Here is an 18,196-nt window from a genome sequence, read left to right as displayed (position 1 = left end):
ACGACAACGTCAGGGCAGCGGTAAAAACTTATAAATGTTGTTTGTGGAAATTATAGTCAGCTGCCGGATTTCAGCAACCCTGTGAAGTTGCTGGAAAAAAAGCAAAGCGGCAGCGAATGCCTGGCTTTATTGACCGCTGCTAATCTTTTTTTTCCGGGAATAACGCTATTTATCAACGGGTACAGTAAAAAAATGAAAAAAGTAATGTCTCAGCGAAGGATAATTTGTTCGCAACGATTTTTGATTTCCGCTTCACGTTTTTAATCCGAAAAAAAGCTGCCGCTATGTTCAACATGTTGAATGGTATAATAATTGCGCCTGACGGTTTTATACACAGCACTTTTGGGTTTAATTTTTTGCGGCTCTGATTATGTTTCAGAGAAAAAATTGCGTTACGCATTAAACCGGCCGCTGAGCAAAAGCCGCATCGGCCAGCGCTGCAAGATAGTGCGCTGCAGGCAACAGCACATCATCGTTAATGCGAAACGCAGGGTGATGCAAAGGCCAGGCTTCACCGGTGCCAATCATGATAAATGCGCCGGGTATGTGCTGCTGATAGTAAGCAAAATCTTCGCCAATCGGGGTGGCAGCAATTTCACGTGCGTCCAGCCCGTTTAGCGCTGCCTGCTGCAGGGCGAACGCTGTCCAGTGCGCATCATTTATCACTGCGGGTGGCCCGGCCTGCCAGGTGATTGCTATTTCAGCCGCAAACGCTGCGCTGATACCTTTTACCAGTTCACGAAATCGCTGTTCAATGCGTTCGCGTGCTGCGGCGGAAAAGGTGCGCACGGTGCCTTCCAGCCATGCGCTTTCCGGAATAACATTCCACGTGCTGCCGCTGTGAAGCTGGGTAATCGAGAACACAGCATTCTCTGCTGAAGGGGTGTTACGGCTGATCAGCGTCTGGACTGCAGAGACAATTTGCGCGGCAATTACAACAGGATCGTTACCCTGATGCGGGTGTGCGGCATGGCTGCCGGTGCCGGTGATCTGTAGCGCAAAGCGGTCAACGGCGGCGGTCAGGGCGCCCGCCCGGCTGCCCGCCACACCTGCCGGCAAAGAGGGATCGTTATGGAGACCAAATATGGCAAACGCATCCTGCAGAGCACCACTGGCAAACACCGCGGGTGCGCCTTCGCCCGTCTCCTCTGCTGCCTGAAAAATAAAGCGCACCCGGCCGGCCAGCTGCGCTTCGCGGGATTTGAGCAGAATGGCTGCGCCCAGTATGGCCGCACTGTGAAAATCGTGACCGCAGGCGTGCATGATGCCGTGATGCGCTGAAGTAAAATCTACCCCGGAGTGCTCTTCAATCGGTAAGGCATCAATATCGCCCCGCAGCACGACCAGCGGGCCGGTTTCGGGACCCACTTCAGCGACCAGGCCGGTTGTCAGCGCCAGGGGCAGAATGCGGATATTATGCGCTTCCAGCTGCTGACGAATGCGTTGTGTGGTGGCAAATTCCTGGTTTGACAGCTCGGGGAAACGGTGCAGCTCTTGCCGGAAAGCGACCAGCTGTTCTGTTAACTGCGTTAATTCTGACGGCGACATAGTCTGTTCCTTTCTCACGAATACGCTGCGCAGCGTGCAGCACGTTATTCGGGGGAGGGTAACAGCAGAATGAGGGACGCTATATCTCAATACCCGCAATGATATTGCAATAGGTAAATAACAGCAGCGGCTTATCAGTTCAGGATTATAAAGCAGGGCAGGAAGAGTGGCGAAACCAGCCCCGGAGAAATGAGGCTGGGAAATATGCGTATCAGCTAATCAGATTAAAAAATCATCCAGCGATGCGCCGGCATCAATAGCGGTCTTAATCGGAGAAGGCGTACGACCCTGACCGGTCCACTGCTTTTCATTACCTTCTTCATCGGTGTATTTATACTTGGCCGGACGCGGCGCGCGTTTAGCTTTAGGTTTAGTTTCTGCCTGGTTTAATTGCGCAAGTTCACTAATGTCAATGCCATCATTCATCAGCATCTCTTTGTATAACGCCAGTTTTTCTGCTTTTTCGCGCTGAGCAGCATTATCTGCTTCAGCTTCTTCACGGCGTTCTGCAACGACCACAGCGAGCTTTTCCAGCATCTCATTTAATACCGCTACTTCAATATCACGCGTCTGAGCACGCAGTGTACGAAGATTATTCAATGCCTTGAGTGCATCGCTCATGAATATAACCCTTATTACTAATGTGAAAATTTGAAAGCGCGCATTCTACGATATTTTTTCTCAAATTAAAATATGCATCAGGGCGTTAAATCCGCTGTATCGCGTAATTATCAGGCTCATTGAGTTATCACCGGCGTCGAAAATTTATTAGCCGCAAACTGAATATTTAACGGACATCAGACTTTATAAAGTGGTCACGCTACAGGCAGTACGCCAGGGTCGCATTAATGCAACCCCTACGGGGGCATCTGTAGGGGCGGCATTTATGCCGCCCTGGTCACGTTCCGCACCTAACCCCAGGGTCGCATAAATACGCCAGGGTCGCATAAATACGCCAGGGTCGCATAAATACGCCAGGGTCGCATTAATGCGACCCCTACGGGGCATCTGTAGGGGCGGCATTTATGCCGCCCTGGTCACGTTCCGCACCTAACCCCAGGGTCGCATAAATACGCCAGGGTCGCATNTACGGGGCATCTGTAGGGGCGGCATTTATGCCGCCCTGGTCACGTTCCGCACCTAACCCCAGGGTCGCATAAATACGCCAGGGTCGCATTAATGCGACCCCTACGGGGCATTTGTAGGGGCGGCATTTATGCCGCCCTGGTTACATTCCGCCCCCAACCCGCATCGCATCAAAATGAAAAATATGGTTTTTTATCGAATTAACGGGTGTCTGAAGCCGTAACATTTTCTTGCAATAGTAATCTAAATGAGTATATTTCTCATTTGCTTTCTTAGCTATGCCTGCTCCAGGTGACCAGCAGGGTGCGCTGACAAATAATCAAAATGAGAATTAAGGATGGCTATGTCTTCTAAACCGATGCGCGTCCGGGCTGCGGCTGCAACGGCACAACCTGCGCTGAAAATGTCATTGCTGGCGATGCTGGTTGCAGCCGGTGTCGCACAGGCGGCGGAACAGACTCTGATGGTGGAAACTAGCGCGTCTGACGTGGAAAATCAGAACGATCGGGATTACAGCATACCGGTAACGCGCGCAGGGACAAAAATGGCGCTGACGGCGCGCGATATTCCCCAGTCGGTGTCGCTTATCAGTAAACAGCGTATGGCCGACCAGCAGCTGCAGTCGCTGAATGATGTTCTGTCCGACACTACCGGTATCAGGGGTGTTTCAGCGGATATGGATCGTACCAGTTACTACTCGCGCGGCTTTCTCATTGACAACTATATGGTAGACGGGATCCCGACTGCGTTTGCATCGCGCTGGAACCTGGGTGATGCCCAGACCGACATGGCGCTTTATGAGCGTGTCGAGGTGGTGCGCGGCGCGACCGGATTACTCACCGGACCGGGTAATCCTTCTGCGTCGATAAATATGGTACGTAAGCACGCTGACAGTAAAACCCCCACCGGATCGCTGGAAGCGAGCTACGGCAGCTGGAATAAACAGCGCTATGTGGCCGATCTCTCTGCGCCACTCACCCCTGAAGGTAATGTGCGCGGGCGCGTAGTGGCTGGCTATGAAGATAAAAACAGCTTTATTGAGCGCTACGGCTTTGAGAAAAAATTCATTTATGGCGTGATAGACGCCGATCTGACTGAGAGCACCACGCTTTCCGCGGGCTACGAATTTACGCAGGTCGATACCGATTCGCCAATGTGGGGTGGAGCGCCGCGCTGGTATACCGATGGCAGCCAGACGCATCTGCGTCGCGGCTATAATACCGCGCCGGAGTGGGCCTACAATGATAAAGAGAACCGCAAGGTTTTCGTCAATCTGCAGCAGAATTTTGATAACGGCTGGAACATTACGCTCAACGGCACGCATAACGAAATGCTGCTGGACAGTAAGCAGATCTATCTCGACGGCTATTTCAATAAGGTGACCGGCGCAGGCAGCTCTGCCTACGCGAATTATCCGGTCATCGGCGGAACCGGTTATAACACCGGCAAGCGCAAAGTGGATGCGGTAGATGCCTTTGCCAGCGGCCCTTATGAGCTGCTGGGGCGCCAGCATCAGCTGATGCTGGGGGTTAACTACAGTCGTCAGGATAATAAATATTATAGCGCCTGGACCAACATCTCGTCTGCTCAACTGGGTAACTTTAACGACTTCAACGGCAACTATCCGGAGCCTGACTGGTCGCCGCGCGAACCTGCCACGGACAGCCAGCTGGTGCGGCAGAAATCGGTCTATATGGCTACGCGCCTGACGCTCGCCGATCCGCTGCATCTGATTGTCGGGGCGCGATATACCAACTGGAACCGTCAGGGCATTACCTCTGAACTGGAAGAGAACAATACCACGCCGTATGGCGGGCTTATCTGGGACATCAATGACGCCTGGTCAGCGTTTGCCAGCTATACCTCGGTCTTTCAGCCGCAGGATAATCTGGATGCCAGCGGCAGTTTCCTGACGCCAGTTGTCGGTAAAAACTATGAGACCGGGGTTAAATCGGACTGGTTTGATAGCCGTCTGACCACCACGATCTCTCTGTTCCGAACCGAGCTGGATAATGCGCCGGTTGATACCGGGCGTTACAGCGAGAGCGGAAGCGCTATTTATGAAACCACCGATGGCGTTGTCAGCCGCGGCGTTGAATTTGAAATCAACGGTGCGCTGACGGATAACTGGCAGATGACGTTTGGCGGTACGACCTACATAGCAAAAGACAGCAAGGGCGAGGCCTATAACTCCCAGCTGCCCCGTACCTCTTTCAATCTCTTTACGCACTATCGCCTGCCTCAGTTCGATAAACTGACGCTGGGCGGCGGCGTTAACTGGCAGTCAAAGACCTGGAAAGATATCGGCGGGCCGGAGGGTAACGGAACCTGGCGTGTGCGTCAGGGAAGTTATGCGCTGGTGGACCTGTTTGCCCGCTACGACGTGACAAAAAATCTCTCCCTGCAGGCCAACCTGAAAAACCTGTTTGATAAAGAGTATGACGAGAATGTGGGCAGCAGCGGCATCGTGTATGGCGAACCGCGCAGCTACTCGGTAACGGCGAGTTACCGCTTCTGATCCCGGCAGGCGCGTGCTGAACGCGCCTCTTCTCCTCAGGCAGCTAATGGTTTATGCCCATCGCACTCCGCTTCCCCCTTATGCTAAAGCGCAACCAGGCTGCATGGATCTTTTAGGCTCCGGACAAAGTCACGCATCTTACTGTTTAACGCGGTTATGCATTGATTCGCCTCTTTTGCCTGTATCACAGGCAGTCGCATGCAAATGCTTCCTGTGATGAATCATGCCTGAAAGGCGCGGCCACGTTTAAAAGTATGATAAATAAAAGCAATATCCATCTCACTTACTTTTTCCGGCCCGTCATTAAGGATTAAATCTCTGTCTGGTATCAGATTATGCCAGGCGGGCTAATGTTATCAGTGCTAATCAAAAGATGATTTAATGATCGTTAATTTTAATTGATTGATAATGTCCGCTATGCATTCTGAAAGGGATATTTAATTAGCAAGCTATCAGTCATTGTGGTTATTTTAATATCTGCCGTAAAGATAATTAATATAAAATAACATGCTGAAATGCTTTCCGGGGAATAATCCGAATAAAAAATATGAAGGCTAATAAAGCATTATACTCGTCGGGCGATCTGCAATTTTTAACTTTTTGAATGCCGGGTTTGTAGTGCTTAAAGTTTATGGCCGGAGTATAAAATGAAAATCATCATTAGCGGCAAGGGATATCCCGAAAAAAGAAATATTGTTACTGATGTTAAGAAAACGTATATCGATTTTCACTCCAGAAATATCTGGACGTATATTAATGCGTTCCGTGGGAAAATTCTTAAACGTAATAAGTTGTTTATATTTTCCGCTCCGCTGTGGTCAGCCGGTAACGAAAAAAAGGTCGTTCATCTCTTTAATGAAGTGTCAACCAGCCGTGAGCGCTGGGTGTCAACCTTTGAAACCGAGCTGCCGCGGGTATTGCCGGTACCGGGCGTCGCCAAAACAGCTAATCCGCTGTTAAAAAAGCTGATGCACTATGTTGCAGCACCGGAATGTGCCGGCATTATTGCTATCTCAGAGGCAACGCGAAAGATTGAGCTGAAACTGCTGGACGCTTTTCCCATTGAGCGGGAAGCGATTAGCGACAAACTGCATGTGCTGCACCCGCCGCAGCCGGTGCTCTATGAGGGCGGACGCACGCCAGCGGCCGATAAAATGATCTTCACCTTTGTTGGTAATGAGTTCTATCGCAAAGGCGGAGCCGAAGTGGTAATGGCTTTCTCCGAACTGATGGACGAGGGTGTGATATCAGCCGACCAGATCGGTGTTAACCTGATCGGCGACATTAAAAAGCAGCATAATATTGCGCATCGCGAGTGGCAGGACGATGCCGCTTTCCATCATCAAATTGAAACTCTGATAGCCGATCGCTCCGTATTCACCCACCATACCGCATTGTCCAATGATGAGGTGATGCAGCTGCTGCGTGAAACGCATGTCGGATTGCTGCCGACCTGGCAGGATACTTATGGCTTCTCCGTACTGGAAATGCAGGCGTGCGGCTGTCCGGTTATCACTACCAACGTCCGGGCGCTGCCGGAAATTAATCCGGCCCAGAGTGGCTGGCTGATCAACTGTCCGCTCAACGATATGTTTGAGCTGAATGTGGATACGCTGGCGGAGAAAATGGCGCTGCGCATATTAATTGTGTCGCAGCTCAAGGCGCATATTAAAGCGATACTCGAAGACCGGGCGCGCGTGGCTGATTATTCCGCGGCAGCCGTAAACAGGATCCGTCAGCATCACGATCCGGATAAATTTAACCGCGCGCTCTCTGCCATTTATGGCGCAAAAGATACGCATGGTTCATTTGATAGCAGTAAAGCAGGCGCACTTAAACGCTCTTAATCTTTACCCGACAGCTATTCTTTTTTTAATCTGACTCCTGCAGCTGCTGCTGCAGGAGTTTTTTATTTCTGCTCCGGCCAGCCGGGTGATATGCGCAAAACAGCAATAGAACTAACAATATGATGTTTTACGTAACGGAATCATAGCCTGCAAACTAAACGCCATATTCATCAGGACAAGGACAGGGCGTATGTCTTACCAATTAAGCGTGCTCGATAAGTCGCCGGTTGCGGCAGGAGAAAATGCGACACAGGCGCTGGCGCGCTCGCTAAAACTGGCGCAGCGGGCTGAGAGCTGGGGCTATAAGCGCTTCTGGGTTGCAGAACATCACAACAGCGAGCAGCTGGCCAGTCCGTCACCTGAATTGCTTATCGCCTGGATCGCCGCGCAGACGCGCACCATACGCGTCGGCTCTGGCGGCGTCATGCTGCAGCACTACAGCCCCTATAAAGTTGCAGAGAACTTTAATCTGCTGGCATCGCTGGCACCGGACCGCATCGATCTCGGCGTCGGCAAAGCGCCCGGCGGTTTACCGCTTTCAACGCGGGCGCTTCAGCTCGGGGTTAACCCGGCTGAAAAAGGCAGTTTTGCTGAACAGCTGGCGCTACTCGATAACTGGCTGAACGCATCTCCCTCCGCTGACGAAGAGACGCTGCGCGCCACGCCACAGCCACCGCATCCCGCCAGCCGGTTTCTGCTGGGTGCCAGCGAAGCGAGCGCCGGGCTGGCCGCAGAGCTGGGCTGGCAGCTGGTTTTCGCTGCGCACCATAACGGCGATCCTCAGCTGATGGCGCGCGTTCTGCAGCACTATCATGCCCGCAGCCGCGGCGGCCGTGCGCTGGTAGCGGTTCAGGTGGTTGTGGCGGATTCGCCGGCAGAGGCTGAATTGCTCACTGATGCGCTGCGTCTTTATCACGTCAGCGTGAAAAATGGCCCGGCGATTAATGTTGCCAGTCTGGAACAGGCTGAACGTTACGTTCGCCAGGGAGGATACGCGGATTACGTGATAGAGCCGCGCACGCCGTCACTGCTAAAGGGCACGGCTGCACAGGTGCATGCTCAGCTGGAGTCGATGCATCATCGCTACGGCATTGACGAATTTATTATCGATACGCCACTCGCTGACGAAGCCGCCCGGTTTAAATCCCTGGAGCTGCTGGCCACCGCGCGACTGGTTGCGGCCTGAGGATAGCGTAATGATCCGCTCCGCTTTTCTTATCTGCTGCGCATTCTGGCATCGCTGCGAGCGATGTTGCCCGGTACCGATCTGATTCTGCCTGCATAACAACGTTTACCTTTTTCGCCCGGCAACCTCTGCGCTGCCGACGGCTCTGCTTTGTCAGGAGTTTATAATGAGTAAAAGAGAATTACGTCTCGGTACGATGCTACACGGCGCGTCAGGCAATATGTCCGCCTGGCGGCATCCGGCTGCGCAGGCTGACGCCAGCATCAGTTTTGACTATGCCAGAAAAATTGCGCGCAAGGCGGAAGCGGGCAAACTCGATTTTCTGTTTGTCGCTGACGGTCTCTATATCAATGAAAAATCGATTCCGCACTTCCTCAATCGCTTTGAACCGCTGACGCTGCTCTCAGCGCTGGCAGCTGTCACAGAGCATCTTGGCCTGGTCGGCACCGTTTCAACCTCTTACAGCGAGCCTTTTACCATCGCCCGGCAGTTCGCCAGCCTTGACCATCTCAGCGGCGGTCGCGCCGGCTGGAACGTTGTGACCTCACCGCTGGAAGGATCGGCGAAAAATTTCTCGCGTCAGCAGCATCCGGAACACGCGCTGCGTTACCGGATTGCGGATGAGTATTTGCAGGTGGTGAAAGGCCTGTGGGATTCCTGGGAAGAGGGCGCCTTTATACGCGACAAGCGCAGCGGTCAGTTTTTCGATCCGGCAAAGCTGCATACGCCCGATCACCGAGGCGATTTCTTTCAGGTGCAGGGGCCGCTGAATATTGAGCGTACGCCGCAGGGGCGACCGATCATTTTTCAGGCAGGCGCCTCCGGCGACGGACGGCGGCTGGCCGCGCGCCATGCGGATGCGATTTTTACCCACCATGCGACCCTGGAAGAGGCGCAGGCGTTCTGGCGCGATGTCAAACAGCAGCTGGTTGAAAACGGACGCGCCGCAGATGACCTCCATATCTTTCAGGGCGTCAGCGTGATCGTTGGTGACGATGCCGCAGATGTTGAGCGGCAGTACCAGGCTACCGCGCAGCTGGTCTCAGTGCCGGATGCGCTTAATTATCTGGGGCGGTTCTTTGACCACCATGATTTCTCACGTTACCCGCTGGATGAACCTTTCCCCGAACTGGGTGATATCGGCCAGAACAGCTTCCGCAGCACCACCGATGAAATAAAACGCAACGCCCGCGCGCGCGGTCAGACGCTGCGCCAGGCCGCGCTGGAAGCGGCCACGCCGCGACCGCTGTTTCACGGTACGCCAGAACAGGTCGCCGATGGCCTGCAGCACTGGTTTGAACAGGAAGCCGCTGACGGTTTCATTATCCAGGGCGGGACGCCCGACACGTTTGAACGCTTTGTCGATCGGGTTATCCCGCTATTGCAGGCGCGCGGGCTCAGCCGGCGCGACTATCCGGGCACCACGCTGCGCGCCAGTCTGGGTCTGCAGACCCCCGAAAATCAGTTCACATCATAATAACGATCAGGATGAATGCTATGCAGAAAAAATCATTGATAGCGCTGCTGTTACTGGGGCTAAGCAGCGCAGCCGGGGCGGAAAACGTCGCCGTTAACGGACAGCAGGTCAGCGTGGAGGCGAATAAGACGCCCATTAACACCGCAAAAAATGCAGCGGCTATCGCGCAGATCCCGGCCGGACACCGGTTTGCTGTACCTGGCGCGTTTACCGTGGCGGTGGCCGCCCTTAATTCCCCTCCGCTTACGGTGTTCAGCGACGACAACAAAACGCTGCTCGGCAGCGAAGTGGATATGGCGCGTCTGGTGGCGGACAGCCTCGGCCTGAAGCTCAACGTCGTGCCGACCTCCTGGGAAGACTGGCCGCTCGGCGTGGCGTCCGGCAAATATGACGCGGCGATCACCAACGTAACCGTCACTAAGGCGCGCAAAGAGCGTTTTGATTTTGCCACCTACCGCAAAGACTCACTGGGCTTTTATGTGAAAAAGAGCAGCCCAATCGTTTCGCTCAGCAAAGCAGAAGATATTGCCGGCCTGCGCATTATTGTTGGCTCCGGGACCAATCAGGAGGCAATCTTACTGGCGTGGGATCAGGAAAACCGCGCAAAAGGCCTGAAGCCGTTTATCCCGGTTTATACCAAAGATGACGCAGCGCAGACGCTGTCACTGCAGGCCGGACGCGCGGATGCTTACTTTGGTCCCAACGTCATCGGCGCCTGGAAAGCGGCGCTTAACGGGCAGACCAGGCTGGTGGGCAGCGTGGACGGCGGCTGGCCAAAAGCGGCGCACATCGCGGTGACGGTGAAAAAAGATAGCGGGCTGGTGCAGCCAGTCAATACGGCGCTTAACGGCGTGATACAAAACGGCGACTACGACAAGGTGCTGAATCGCTGGGGCGAAGGCATTGAGCGGCTCGACCGCTCGGAAATCAATCCACCGGGCCTGGGCGACTAAGGGGGCAATATGCATTTTTTTCGTGACGTTTCACCCGCAGCGGCAGAGCTGCAGCCGATTATTACCGGCCTGTTTGGTGAATATGCTGCCCGCTACGGCGACTATTTCAGCAGCCAGAATGAGGTGGAGCAGGATGAGTGGTTTCTGCCTGCGCAGGGAGGCCTGTTTATTGTACTGGAGCGGGATGGCGAAATTATCGCCATGGGCGCCTACAAGCGCTATGACGCACAGACGGCGGAGCTGAAACGGATCTGGACGCGCGCCGATCTGCGCCGGCAGGGCCTGGCACTACTGATCCTGCAGGAGCTGGAGCGTCGTGCGCTGCGCGCCGGCTATCAGCGTGTCTGGCTGACCACCGGTTTTCGTCAGCCGGAGGCGGTGCGCCTCTATATCGGCCACGGTTATCAGCCGCAGTTTGCCCTGCTGGATGATATGGAGATCTACGGCCGGCCACCCCACGACGGCCGCCTGCGCTTTCTGAAGATAATTGATGTCCACGCTGCGGCGCAGGCGAGCTGAGGAGCTGAAAATGAGCGAGACGCAAAAACTGACCGTGGTGCCGGCGCGCTATCCGGCGCGCAGCCTGGGCGCCGTAGCGGCGCTGTTTATTCTGGCGGCGGTGGTGGATTCCATCGCGTTCAATCCGCGCTGGGAGTGGGGGGTGTTTGCGCGCTGGTTTTTTGACCCGGTGATCCTGAATGGGCTGGGTCAGACGCTGCTGCTGACGCTGGCGGGCACCGTACTGAGTCTGATTTTCGGCGGTCTGCTGGCGCTGGCCCGGCTCTCCTCCTCGTGGCTGCTGAGCACGCTGGCGTTTGGCTATATCTGGCTGTTCCGCTCGCTGCCGCTGATTGTGGTACTGATCATTCTCTATAACTTCTCCTACCTCTATGACACGTTATCGCTGGGGATCCCGTTTACGCCCTGGTCGTGGGGACACTTCCAGACCATTAATGTGCTGGGGCAGTTTCCGGCCGCGGTGATTGGCCTGACGCTGGTGCAGAGCGCCTATAGCGCAGAGATTATCCGCGGCGGATTCCTCGGCGTGGATCACGGGCAGTTTGAGGCGGCATCAGCGCTGGGGCTTTCTTCTTCGCGCCGGACCTTCCGCATCATTCTGCCGCAGGCATTGCGCGCGATCATTCCAACCACCTTCAATGAAATCATCAGCCTGGCAAAAGGCACGTCGATGGTTTACGTGCTGGCGATGCCAGAGCTGTTTTACACCATTCAGATGATCTACAACCGCACTCAGCAGGTGATCCCGCTGCTGATGGTAGGCGCCGCCTGGTATCTGATTATTACTACGGTGCTGTCGCTGCTACAGCACAGCGTTGAACGCTCGCTGGCGCGCAGCGTAACCCGCGAGCCGCAGCCATCGCGCTGGCGGCAGTGGCGTAATCGTTATTCAACCCCTGCTGTTATTGAGGAGCGCTCTCATGTCCGAAGCCATTGATTATCGCCCGTCCTATGCTGCCGGGGCGGTTACCATTACCGGCGTCAGCAAGTCGTTTGGTAAACACAAAGCGCTGGACGCGGTCTCGCTGTCGCTGGCGCCGGGATCCGTAACGGTTATTCTCGGGCCTTCCGGTTCGGGTAAATCAACGCTGCTGCGCACTATTAATCACCTGGAGCGGGTCGATGAGGGCTTTATTCAGATCGATGATGACTATATCGGTTATCAGCGCCGCGGCGATAAACTCTATGAGCTTAAAGAGCGGGCGATACTGCGTCAGCGGGTCAACGTCGGCTACGTTTTTCAGAATTTCAATCTTTTCCCGCACCTTACCGTGCTGGAAAACCTGATTGAAGCGCCGATCGCACATCGTCAGCTTACGCGACGCGCGGCCATCGAACGCGCCGGTGAGCTGCTGGACACGGTGGGACTGCGGCATAAAGCTGACGCCTGGCCACGCCATCTTTCGGGTGGCCAGCAGCAGCGTATCGCGATTGCGCGTGCGCTGATGCTCAATCCGCGCGTGATGCTGTTTGATGAGCCGACGTCGGCACTGGATCCGGAGCTGGTGGGTGAAGTACTGGATGTCATTAAAAAGCTGGCGCGCTCCGGCACCACGCTGGTGATTGTGACGCATGAGATTGGTTTTGCGCGTGAAGTGGCAGACAACGTGGTGTTTATGGTTGACGGCCGCGTGGTTGAGCAGGGCAGCAGCGTGCAGGTGCTGAATCAGCCACGCCACGAGCGCACCCGACGTTTCCTGGCGCGGGTGCTGTGATGAAGCGGTTTATTCTGACGCTGGTGGCATCCGGCCTGCTGCTTTCAGCTGCGCAGGGCGCGGCGCTGGATGCGGCTAATAATGAAACGGCGATTCATATCGCCGCCGATCCGCAGGCGATTGCCAGAATTCCGGCAAACTTTGCGTTTGTTCACCCCGGTTTTCTGACGGTCGCGACCAGCGCCACTAACTCACCACCCATTGGATTGTGGGCGTCAGATAACAAAACGCTGATTGGCAGCGATCCCGATATGGCACGATTGCTGGCTGAAAGTCTGGGCCTTCAGTTGAAGCTGGTGCCCGCCTCGTGGGAGGAGTGGCCGCTCGGCATCAGCGCCGGCCGCTATGATGTTGCCATGTTTAATATCGCCGTGACCGAGGAGCGTAAACGCAAATTTGACTTTGCCACCTATCGGGCTGACAACCACGCCTTTGCCGTGCGGAAAGGGAGTGCCATCTCTGCGATTACCGGACGTCAGGATGTCGCGGGCCGGCGCATCATTGTCGGGTCCGGTACTAACCAGGAGAAGATCCTGCTGGGCTGGGATGCGAAAAACCGGCAGGAGGGATTAGCGCCGGTGCAGCCTGTCTATCTTAATGATGACGCCTCTGCCACGCTTGCGCTGTTGTCCGGACGCGCCGATGCCACTTTTGGTCCGCAGGCGGTGGCGGCGTGGAAAGCGGCGTCGCGCGGGCAAACAGCGGTTGTTGGCCACGGACCGTACCGGGCATGGGTGGCAGTTACAACCAAAAAGGGTAACGGGCTGGCTCCGGCGCTGCAGCAGGCGGTCAATCATGCCATTATCAGCGGGCAGTATCAGCAGGTGCTGACGCGCTGGGGAGAGCAGGATGAGGCGGTAGCGCAGTCGCAGATCAATCCGCCGGGAATTGTCTATCAGTAAAGGCGGGTCGCACTGCGGCCCCGTTTGTCACCCTGATATTTTTTCACCCAGCTTATCACCTCTGCCGCTGGCAGAGGCCGGGCAAAGTAATAGCCCTGAAAGAACTGGCATCCCCGGCTGCGCAGATAGTCAAACATCTCTTCACTTTCAACGCCTTCAGCCAGCACGTTCAGCCCCATTTCGCGCGTCAGCTCAATGGTTTTATGTACCACGATAGCGGCAGATTCATTTTCAAAAATATGCATAATCAGTGACTTATCAATTTTAATATCATCAATCGAAAAATCGCTGAGCGATTTCAGCGAGGAGTAACCGACGCCAAAATCATCGATCGCCCATTTTACGCCGAGCTGGCTGAAGTGCGCGATAACAGAGCTGATATGCTGCTGATCGTAGATAAAGGTGCTTTCGGTGATCTCAAATTTAAGCCGCTCTGGCTGGATCCTGTAACGCGAGAGCAGCAGCAGGGTTTCAGCGGTAAAGTCGCGATGTATTAGCTGCAGAGGACTGATATTGATGGAAAAAACCAGGCTGTCACCGTGCCGGAGATTCTCCCAGGCAGCCATATGCTGCAGCGTTCTCTCCATAACCCATCGGCCAATCTCAATCATCAGGCCGCTCTTTTCCGCTACCGGGATAAAAACGTCCGGTGCAATAAATCCTTTAACCGGATGTTTCCAGCGCAGCAGAGCTTCAAATCCGATCAGATATTTACCGGCATCTACTTGCGGCTGAAAATAGAGTTCGAGCTGATCCAGGCCGATAGCGGCAGAGAGCTCGCGCTTTATTAGGTCGGTTTCAGAGTAATCGCCGCGAAAAGTGAGCGCGGTCAGCAGCAGAGAGACCACGGGCACAATAGAGTTAACGATGCAGAAACTCGCTTCCGCTGGCAGCGTAAAATGAAACGATCCCTGCTGCCAGCTCAGGCCGGTCAGGGTAAAAATGAGGTAACAGGCGAGGCAGATTAGCGGAAATATTTTGCTGAGATAACGCGGCTGCTGCCGCAGGACGAGCGCCGAGCCAATGGTCAGGGCGATCAGATAATTACAGGCAGAGGGTTTAACGACAGGATGGTCATTGTCCAGCAGCAGCAGAGCTGTAATGATAAACAGCAGCGCATGCGTGACGATCGCCAGATGCCGCTGCAGTTTGCCGTGAAAGGCAACGGCGCAGATATAGAAACCCAGCGCCGCGCCCAGATAGTAGAGCGACGGTATTGCTGGCGAATGGCTATGAGCGTTAAGCAGCGCCATACAGATGCCTGAGGTAGTGCTGGCCACACCCGCAATCAGCAGCGTAAAGCGCAGCTTCTTTTCTGCGCTCTCTCCCTTCAGGCTAAAGGGCAAATTACGTACACGCGAATAGCCCGCAGTCAAAAACGCGATCATCATTCTGCTCTGTAATTGATTAGTTTTATTGTATTCAGGAGCGCTATCTTAGCGCTAAGCGAGGCGGCTGTCACAGCGCTTTCTCTGCGCGCTAATCTGCTCCGAAGATTTGACATTAGGAAGATATTTATGCGTGGCGGGGGGTTATCACGCAACTTTTCACGGAAGCGAACCGCTATCTGCCTGCGCTTTGTTGCGCGTGCGGTTGTTCCTTCTGCCGGTCACAGAGTAGAATCACTCCCGGCACAGGCGGATGTGCTAAATATAACAACAGGCGAAAAACAGCCGGATCACCTCATTAATGCAGTTTAACCCTACTTAACATTACTGGTTGCAATGAAAATTCGTTTCTTATCGGCTAACGAGCTGAAACTCTCTGAAGTGCGTACCATCCTTGAACCGGTAGGGGTGGAAGTGGTGCCTATCGCCCGGCGAATCGAGGAGATCCAGACGGAAAATGAGGTTGAACTGGTGCGCGATAAGCTCACCAAAGCGTTTTCCATTATCGGGCGGCCGCTGTTTGTAGAACACACCGGCCTGTTTCTGGACGGGCTTAACGGTCTGCCAGCCGGACTGACGCGTATCTTCTGGAGCCGGCTCAATGCCGATCGCTTTACCAAACTGGTGCGCGGCCTGGATACGCCCTGCGTGACGGCAAAAACCGTGCTGGGGTATTGCGATGGTCGCAAGATGTATCAGTTTGAAGGGCAGCTGCGCGGTCGCATTGCGCCAGAGCCGGCCGGGCCGCAGGAGTTTCAGTGGGACTGCGTGTTTATCCCGGAAGGGTATACGCAAACCTTTGCTGAAATGGGCGACCTAAAGAATGAGATCTCTAATCGGCGCCTGGCGCTGGATCGCTTCGCCGCCTTTCTTAAAACCGCGCGGGGTTATGTATGAAGCCTGAACTCAAACGCGCCTACGATGCCGGCAAACTGATCCTGTTTGCCGGTGCCGGCATCTCACGCAATCTTGGCCTGCCGGAGTGGCACGAGCTGATTGCCCATCTGGCAAAAGAGCTGGGCTACGATCCGAAAATATTCAACACTTACGGGACACATCTGTCGCTGGCAGAGTATTACAAGCAGCGTAAAGGCTCACTGGGGCCGCTGCGCAGCTGGATGGATCGCGAGTGGCACCGGCCCGATATCGACGTGCGCAGCTCCGAAATCCATACCATGATCACCCAGGGTAATTTCTCGCGCATCTACACCACTAATTACGATCGCTGGCTGGAGATGGCTCACGAGGCGCACAATGTGCCCTATAGCAAAGTGGCTAACGCCGCCGATCTCGTCTCGCTTACTGAAGATAAGCGCCATATCATTAAGCTTCACGGCGATTTCGATGACGATACGTCGATTGTGCTGGATGAGAGCAGCTATTTTGAACGTCTCTATTTTGATTCCCCACTGGATATCAAACTGACGCACGACGTGATGGGTAACTCGGTGCTGTTTGTTGGCTACAGCATCAGCGATTTCAACATCCGTCTGCTGTTCTACCGGCTGACTAAAATGTGGGGACGAACCGGACTCGCGACGGCCCGGCCTAAATCGTATCTTTTTACCAATCGCAATAATCCGGTAGCTAAAGAGGTACTGGGGCAGTGGGGGATTGAGATGATTGTCTCGGAAGAAGATGATCCCCGAAAAGCGCTGGCCACCTTTCTGGAGGAATTACTCGCCTGAAACGCGGGCAGACTTGCTCATCGCTGCACAACAGAATATACTGTATATAAATACAGTTAATGAGGTGCATCATGGCAGTCGAAACCAAATACGTTGTAGTCAGAAAAGGTGAAGAGAAGATGACGTTTGCCAGTAAAAAAGATGCCGATGCCTGGGACAAGATGCTCGATATGGCAGATGCCTTTACCGACTGGCTGCAGCAGATCAAGCCAGAGCTGGCGGATGCGGAAGCGGAAACCTGGGGCATGCTGCTGGCAGAGCAGAAAGACGCGGTACAGCATATTCTGCGCACCAGCAAACTGCCTGATGCAGCGGCAGACAAAGAGGTTAAATCTGACGTGAAAGAGAGTGATTCTGCCCCTGAAAAAAAGGTGCGCGCGGTTAAAGCGGCCTGATCGTTATGATGCACCCGGCGCCGTCTTCCTGACGGCGTTTTGCTGTCGCCTTATTCACCTTTGCCACTTTCTGAGTAAGCATGAAAAAGCCCGGCGTGCGGGCCATTTTATCAGTGTGAAAAGAGTGAAAAGGTTCCTGAGTAGTAGCTCACCATCCAGACAACATAAACCAGCCACACCAGTAAAAACCCGGTTAACCCCATTTTACCTGTCATTGTATGCTCCTGAAATCGTAAGGGCGGAAAGCCTGCAGGAGATACGTTGACAGCAGTTGCGCGTAAAGTTCTTGCGCCAGATCAATCCGCCAGTGAAAGACGTCATTAATCCTGCAGGGGCGGCATTTATGCCGCCCTGGCCGCGTTCCGCACCTAATCCAGGGTCGCATCAATACGCCAGGGTCGCATAAATGCGACCCCTACGTGCGTTTCTGTAGGGGCGGCATTCATGCCGCCCTGGTCACGTCCTGCACCCAATCCAGGGTCGCATAAATGCGACCCCTACGGGGGCATCTGTAGGGGCGGNATTTATGCCGCCCTGGCCGCGTTCGGCACCCAACCCAGGGTCGCATAAATGCGACCCCTACGGGCATTTTTGTAGGGGCGGCATTTATGCCGCCCTGGGCACGTTCCGCACCCAACCCAGGGTCGCATGAATGTGACCCCTACGGGCGTTTCTGTAGGGGCGGCATTTATGCCGCCCTGGTTACGTTCCGCACCTAATCCAGGGTCGCATGAATGCGACCCCTACGGGCATTTTTGTAGGGGCGGCATTCATGCCGCCCTGGTTACGTCCCGCACCTAACCCAGGGTCGCATAAATGCGACCCCTACGGGAGCGTCTGTAGGGGCGGCATTTATGCCGTCCTGGTCGCGTTCTGCACCCAACCCCAGGGTCGCATAAATGCGACCCCTACGGGGGCATCTGTAGGGGCGGTATTTATGCCGCCCTGGCCGCGTTCGGCACCCAACCCAGGGT

General features: G+C 54.6%; 13 protein-coding genes and 1 pseudogene. 11 read left to right on the top strand and 3 right to left on the bottom strand.

Annotated features, from left to right (window positions below):
* Positions 1-399 precede the first annotated feature (399 nt).
* Both F3I15_RS04015 and F3I15_RS04010 read right to left on the bottom strand, forming a co-directional pair.
* On the bottom strand, positions 400-1,548 hold the full coding sequence (locus F3I15_RS04015) for an amidohydrolase (RefSeq protein ID WP_150016653.1): 1,149 nt from the start codon (positions 1,546-1,548) through the stop codon (positions 400-402).
* Between the two features lie 219 nt (positions 1,549-1,767).
* Positions 1,768-2,169, bottom strand: coding sequence for an H-NS family nucleoid-associated regulatory protein (locus tag F3I15_RS04010; protein ID WP_040113448.1), 402 nt, complete (start codon positions 2,167-2,169; stop codon positions 1,768-1,770).
* Positions 2,170-2,977: 808 nt separating this feature from the next.
* Between F3I15_RS04010 and fhuE the strand changes: the two genes are divergently transcribed.
* The 8 genes and pseudogenes from fhuE (at position 2,978) to F3I15_RS03965 (ending at position 13,751) form a co-directional block, all read left to right on the top strand.
* Complete coding sequence (gene fhuE, locus F3I15_RS04005; RefSeq protein WP_150016652.1) at positions 2,978-5,152, top strand: ferric-rhodotorulic acid/ferric-coprogen receptor FhuE; 2,175 nt, start codon at positions 2,978-2,980, stop codon at positions 5,150-5,152.
* A gap of 884 nt (positions 5,153-6,036) precedes the next feature.
* Complete coding sequence (locus tag F3I15_RS04000; RefSeq protein ID WP_223810662.1) at positions 6,037-6,999, top strand: glycosyltransferase family 4 protein; 963 nt, start codon at positions 6,037-6,039, stop codon at positions 6,997-6,999.
* Positions 7,000-7,189: 190 nt separating this feature from the next.
* Positions 7,190-8,185 (top strand): MsnO8 family LLM class oxidoreductase, encoded by a 996-nt coding sequence (locus tag F3I15_RS03995; RefSeq protein ID WP_150016650.1) that lies wholly within the window; start codon positions 7,190-7,192, stop codon positions 8,183-8,185.
* Positions 8,186-8,351: 166 nt separating this feature from the next.
* Positions 8,352-10,615: pseudogene (locus F3I15_RS18270) on the top strand (NtaA/DmoA family FMN-dependent monooxygenase).
* A 9-nt stretch (positions 10,616-10,624) separates the two neighbouring features.
* Positions 10,625-11,134: a GNAT family N-acetyltransferase gene (locus F3I15_RS03980; RefSeq protein WP_150016647.1), complete on the top strand. Its 510-nt coding sequence runs from the start codon at positions 10,625-10,627 to the stop codon at positions 11,132-11,134.
* Positions 11,135-11,144: 10 nt separating this feature from the next.
* On the top strand, positions 11,145-12,071 hold the full coding sequence (locus F3I15_RS03975) for an amino acid ABC transporter permease (RefSeq protein ID WP_150016646.1): 927 nt from the start codon (positions 11,145-11,147) through the stop codon (positions 12,069-12,071).
* Positions 12,055-12,849, top strand: coding sequence for an amino acid ABC transporter ATP-binding protein (locus F3I15_RS03970; RefSeq protein WP_040113455.1), 795 nt, complete (start codon positions 12,055-12,057; stop codon positions 12,847-12,849). Before F3I15_RS03975 ends, F3I15_RS03970 begins: the two co-directional genes overlap by 17 nt.
* The gene (locus F3I15_RS03965; RefSeq protein ID WP_150016645.1) at positions 12,849-13,751 is read left to right on the top strand and encodes an ABC transporter substrate-binding protein; all 903 of its coding nucleotides are present in this window, start codon (positions 12,849-12,851) and stop codon (positions 13,749-13,751) included. Before F3I15_RS03970 ends, F3I15_RS03965 begins: the two co-directional genes overlap by 1 nt.
* On the opposite strand, the gene F3I15_RS03960 is transcribed toward F3I15_RS03965, so the two are convergent.
* Entirely contained in the window at positions 13,745-15,142 is a 1,398-nt protein-coding gene (locus F3I15_RS03960; protein WP_223810661.1) for a bifunctional diguanylate cyclase/phosphodiesterase, read from the bottom strand. The genes F3I15_RS03965 and F3I15_RS03960 overlap by 7 nt on opposite strands.
* 333 nt (positions 15,143-15,475) lie before the next feature.
* On the opposite strand from F3I15_RS03960, the gene F3I15_RS03955 reads away from it, so the two are divergent.
* The 3 genes from F3I15_RS03955 (at position 15,476) to F3I15_RS03945 (ending at position 17,222) form a co-directional block, all read left to right on the top strand.
* On the top strand, positions 15,476-16,036 hold the full coding sequence (locus F3I15_RS03955) for a non-canonical purine NTP pyrophosphatase (protein WP_040113457.1): 561 nt from the start codon (positions 15,476-15,478) through the stop codon (positions 16,034-16,036).
* Positions 16,033-16,827 (top strand): SIR2 family protein, encoded by a 795-nt coding sequence (locus F3I15_RS03950; RefSeq protein ID WP_034829783.1) that lies wholly within the window; start codon positions 16,033-16,035, stop codon positions 16,825-16,827. The genes F3I15_RS03955 and F3I15_RS03950 overlap by 4 nt, the downstream gene beginning before the upstream one ends.
* A gap of 71 nt (positions 16,828-16,898) precedes the next feature.
* The gene (locus F3I15_RS03945; protein ID WP_150016644.1) at positions 16,899-17,222 is read left to right on the top strand and encodes a YebG family protein; all 324 of its coding nucleotides are present in this window, start codon (positions 16,899-16,901) and stop codon (positions 17,220-17,222) included.
* The last annotated feature ends 974 nt before the right edge of the window (positions 17,223-18,196 follow it).

It is taken from the genome of Pantoea sp. M_9 (assembly GCF_008631385.1).
Taxonomy (GTDB): domain Bacteria; phylum Pseudomonadota; class Gammaproteobacteria; order Enterobacterales; family Enterobacteriaceae; genus Pantoea; species Pantoea eucrina.
This window is presented reverse-complemented; position numbering and strand designations above follow the sequence as displayed.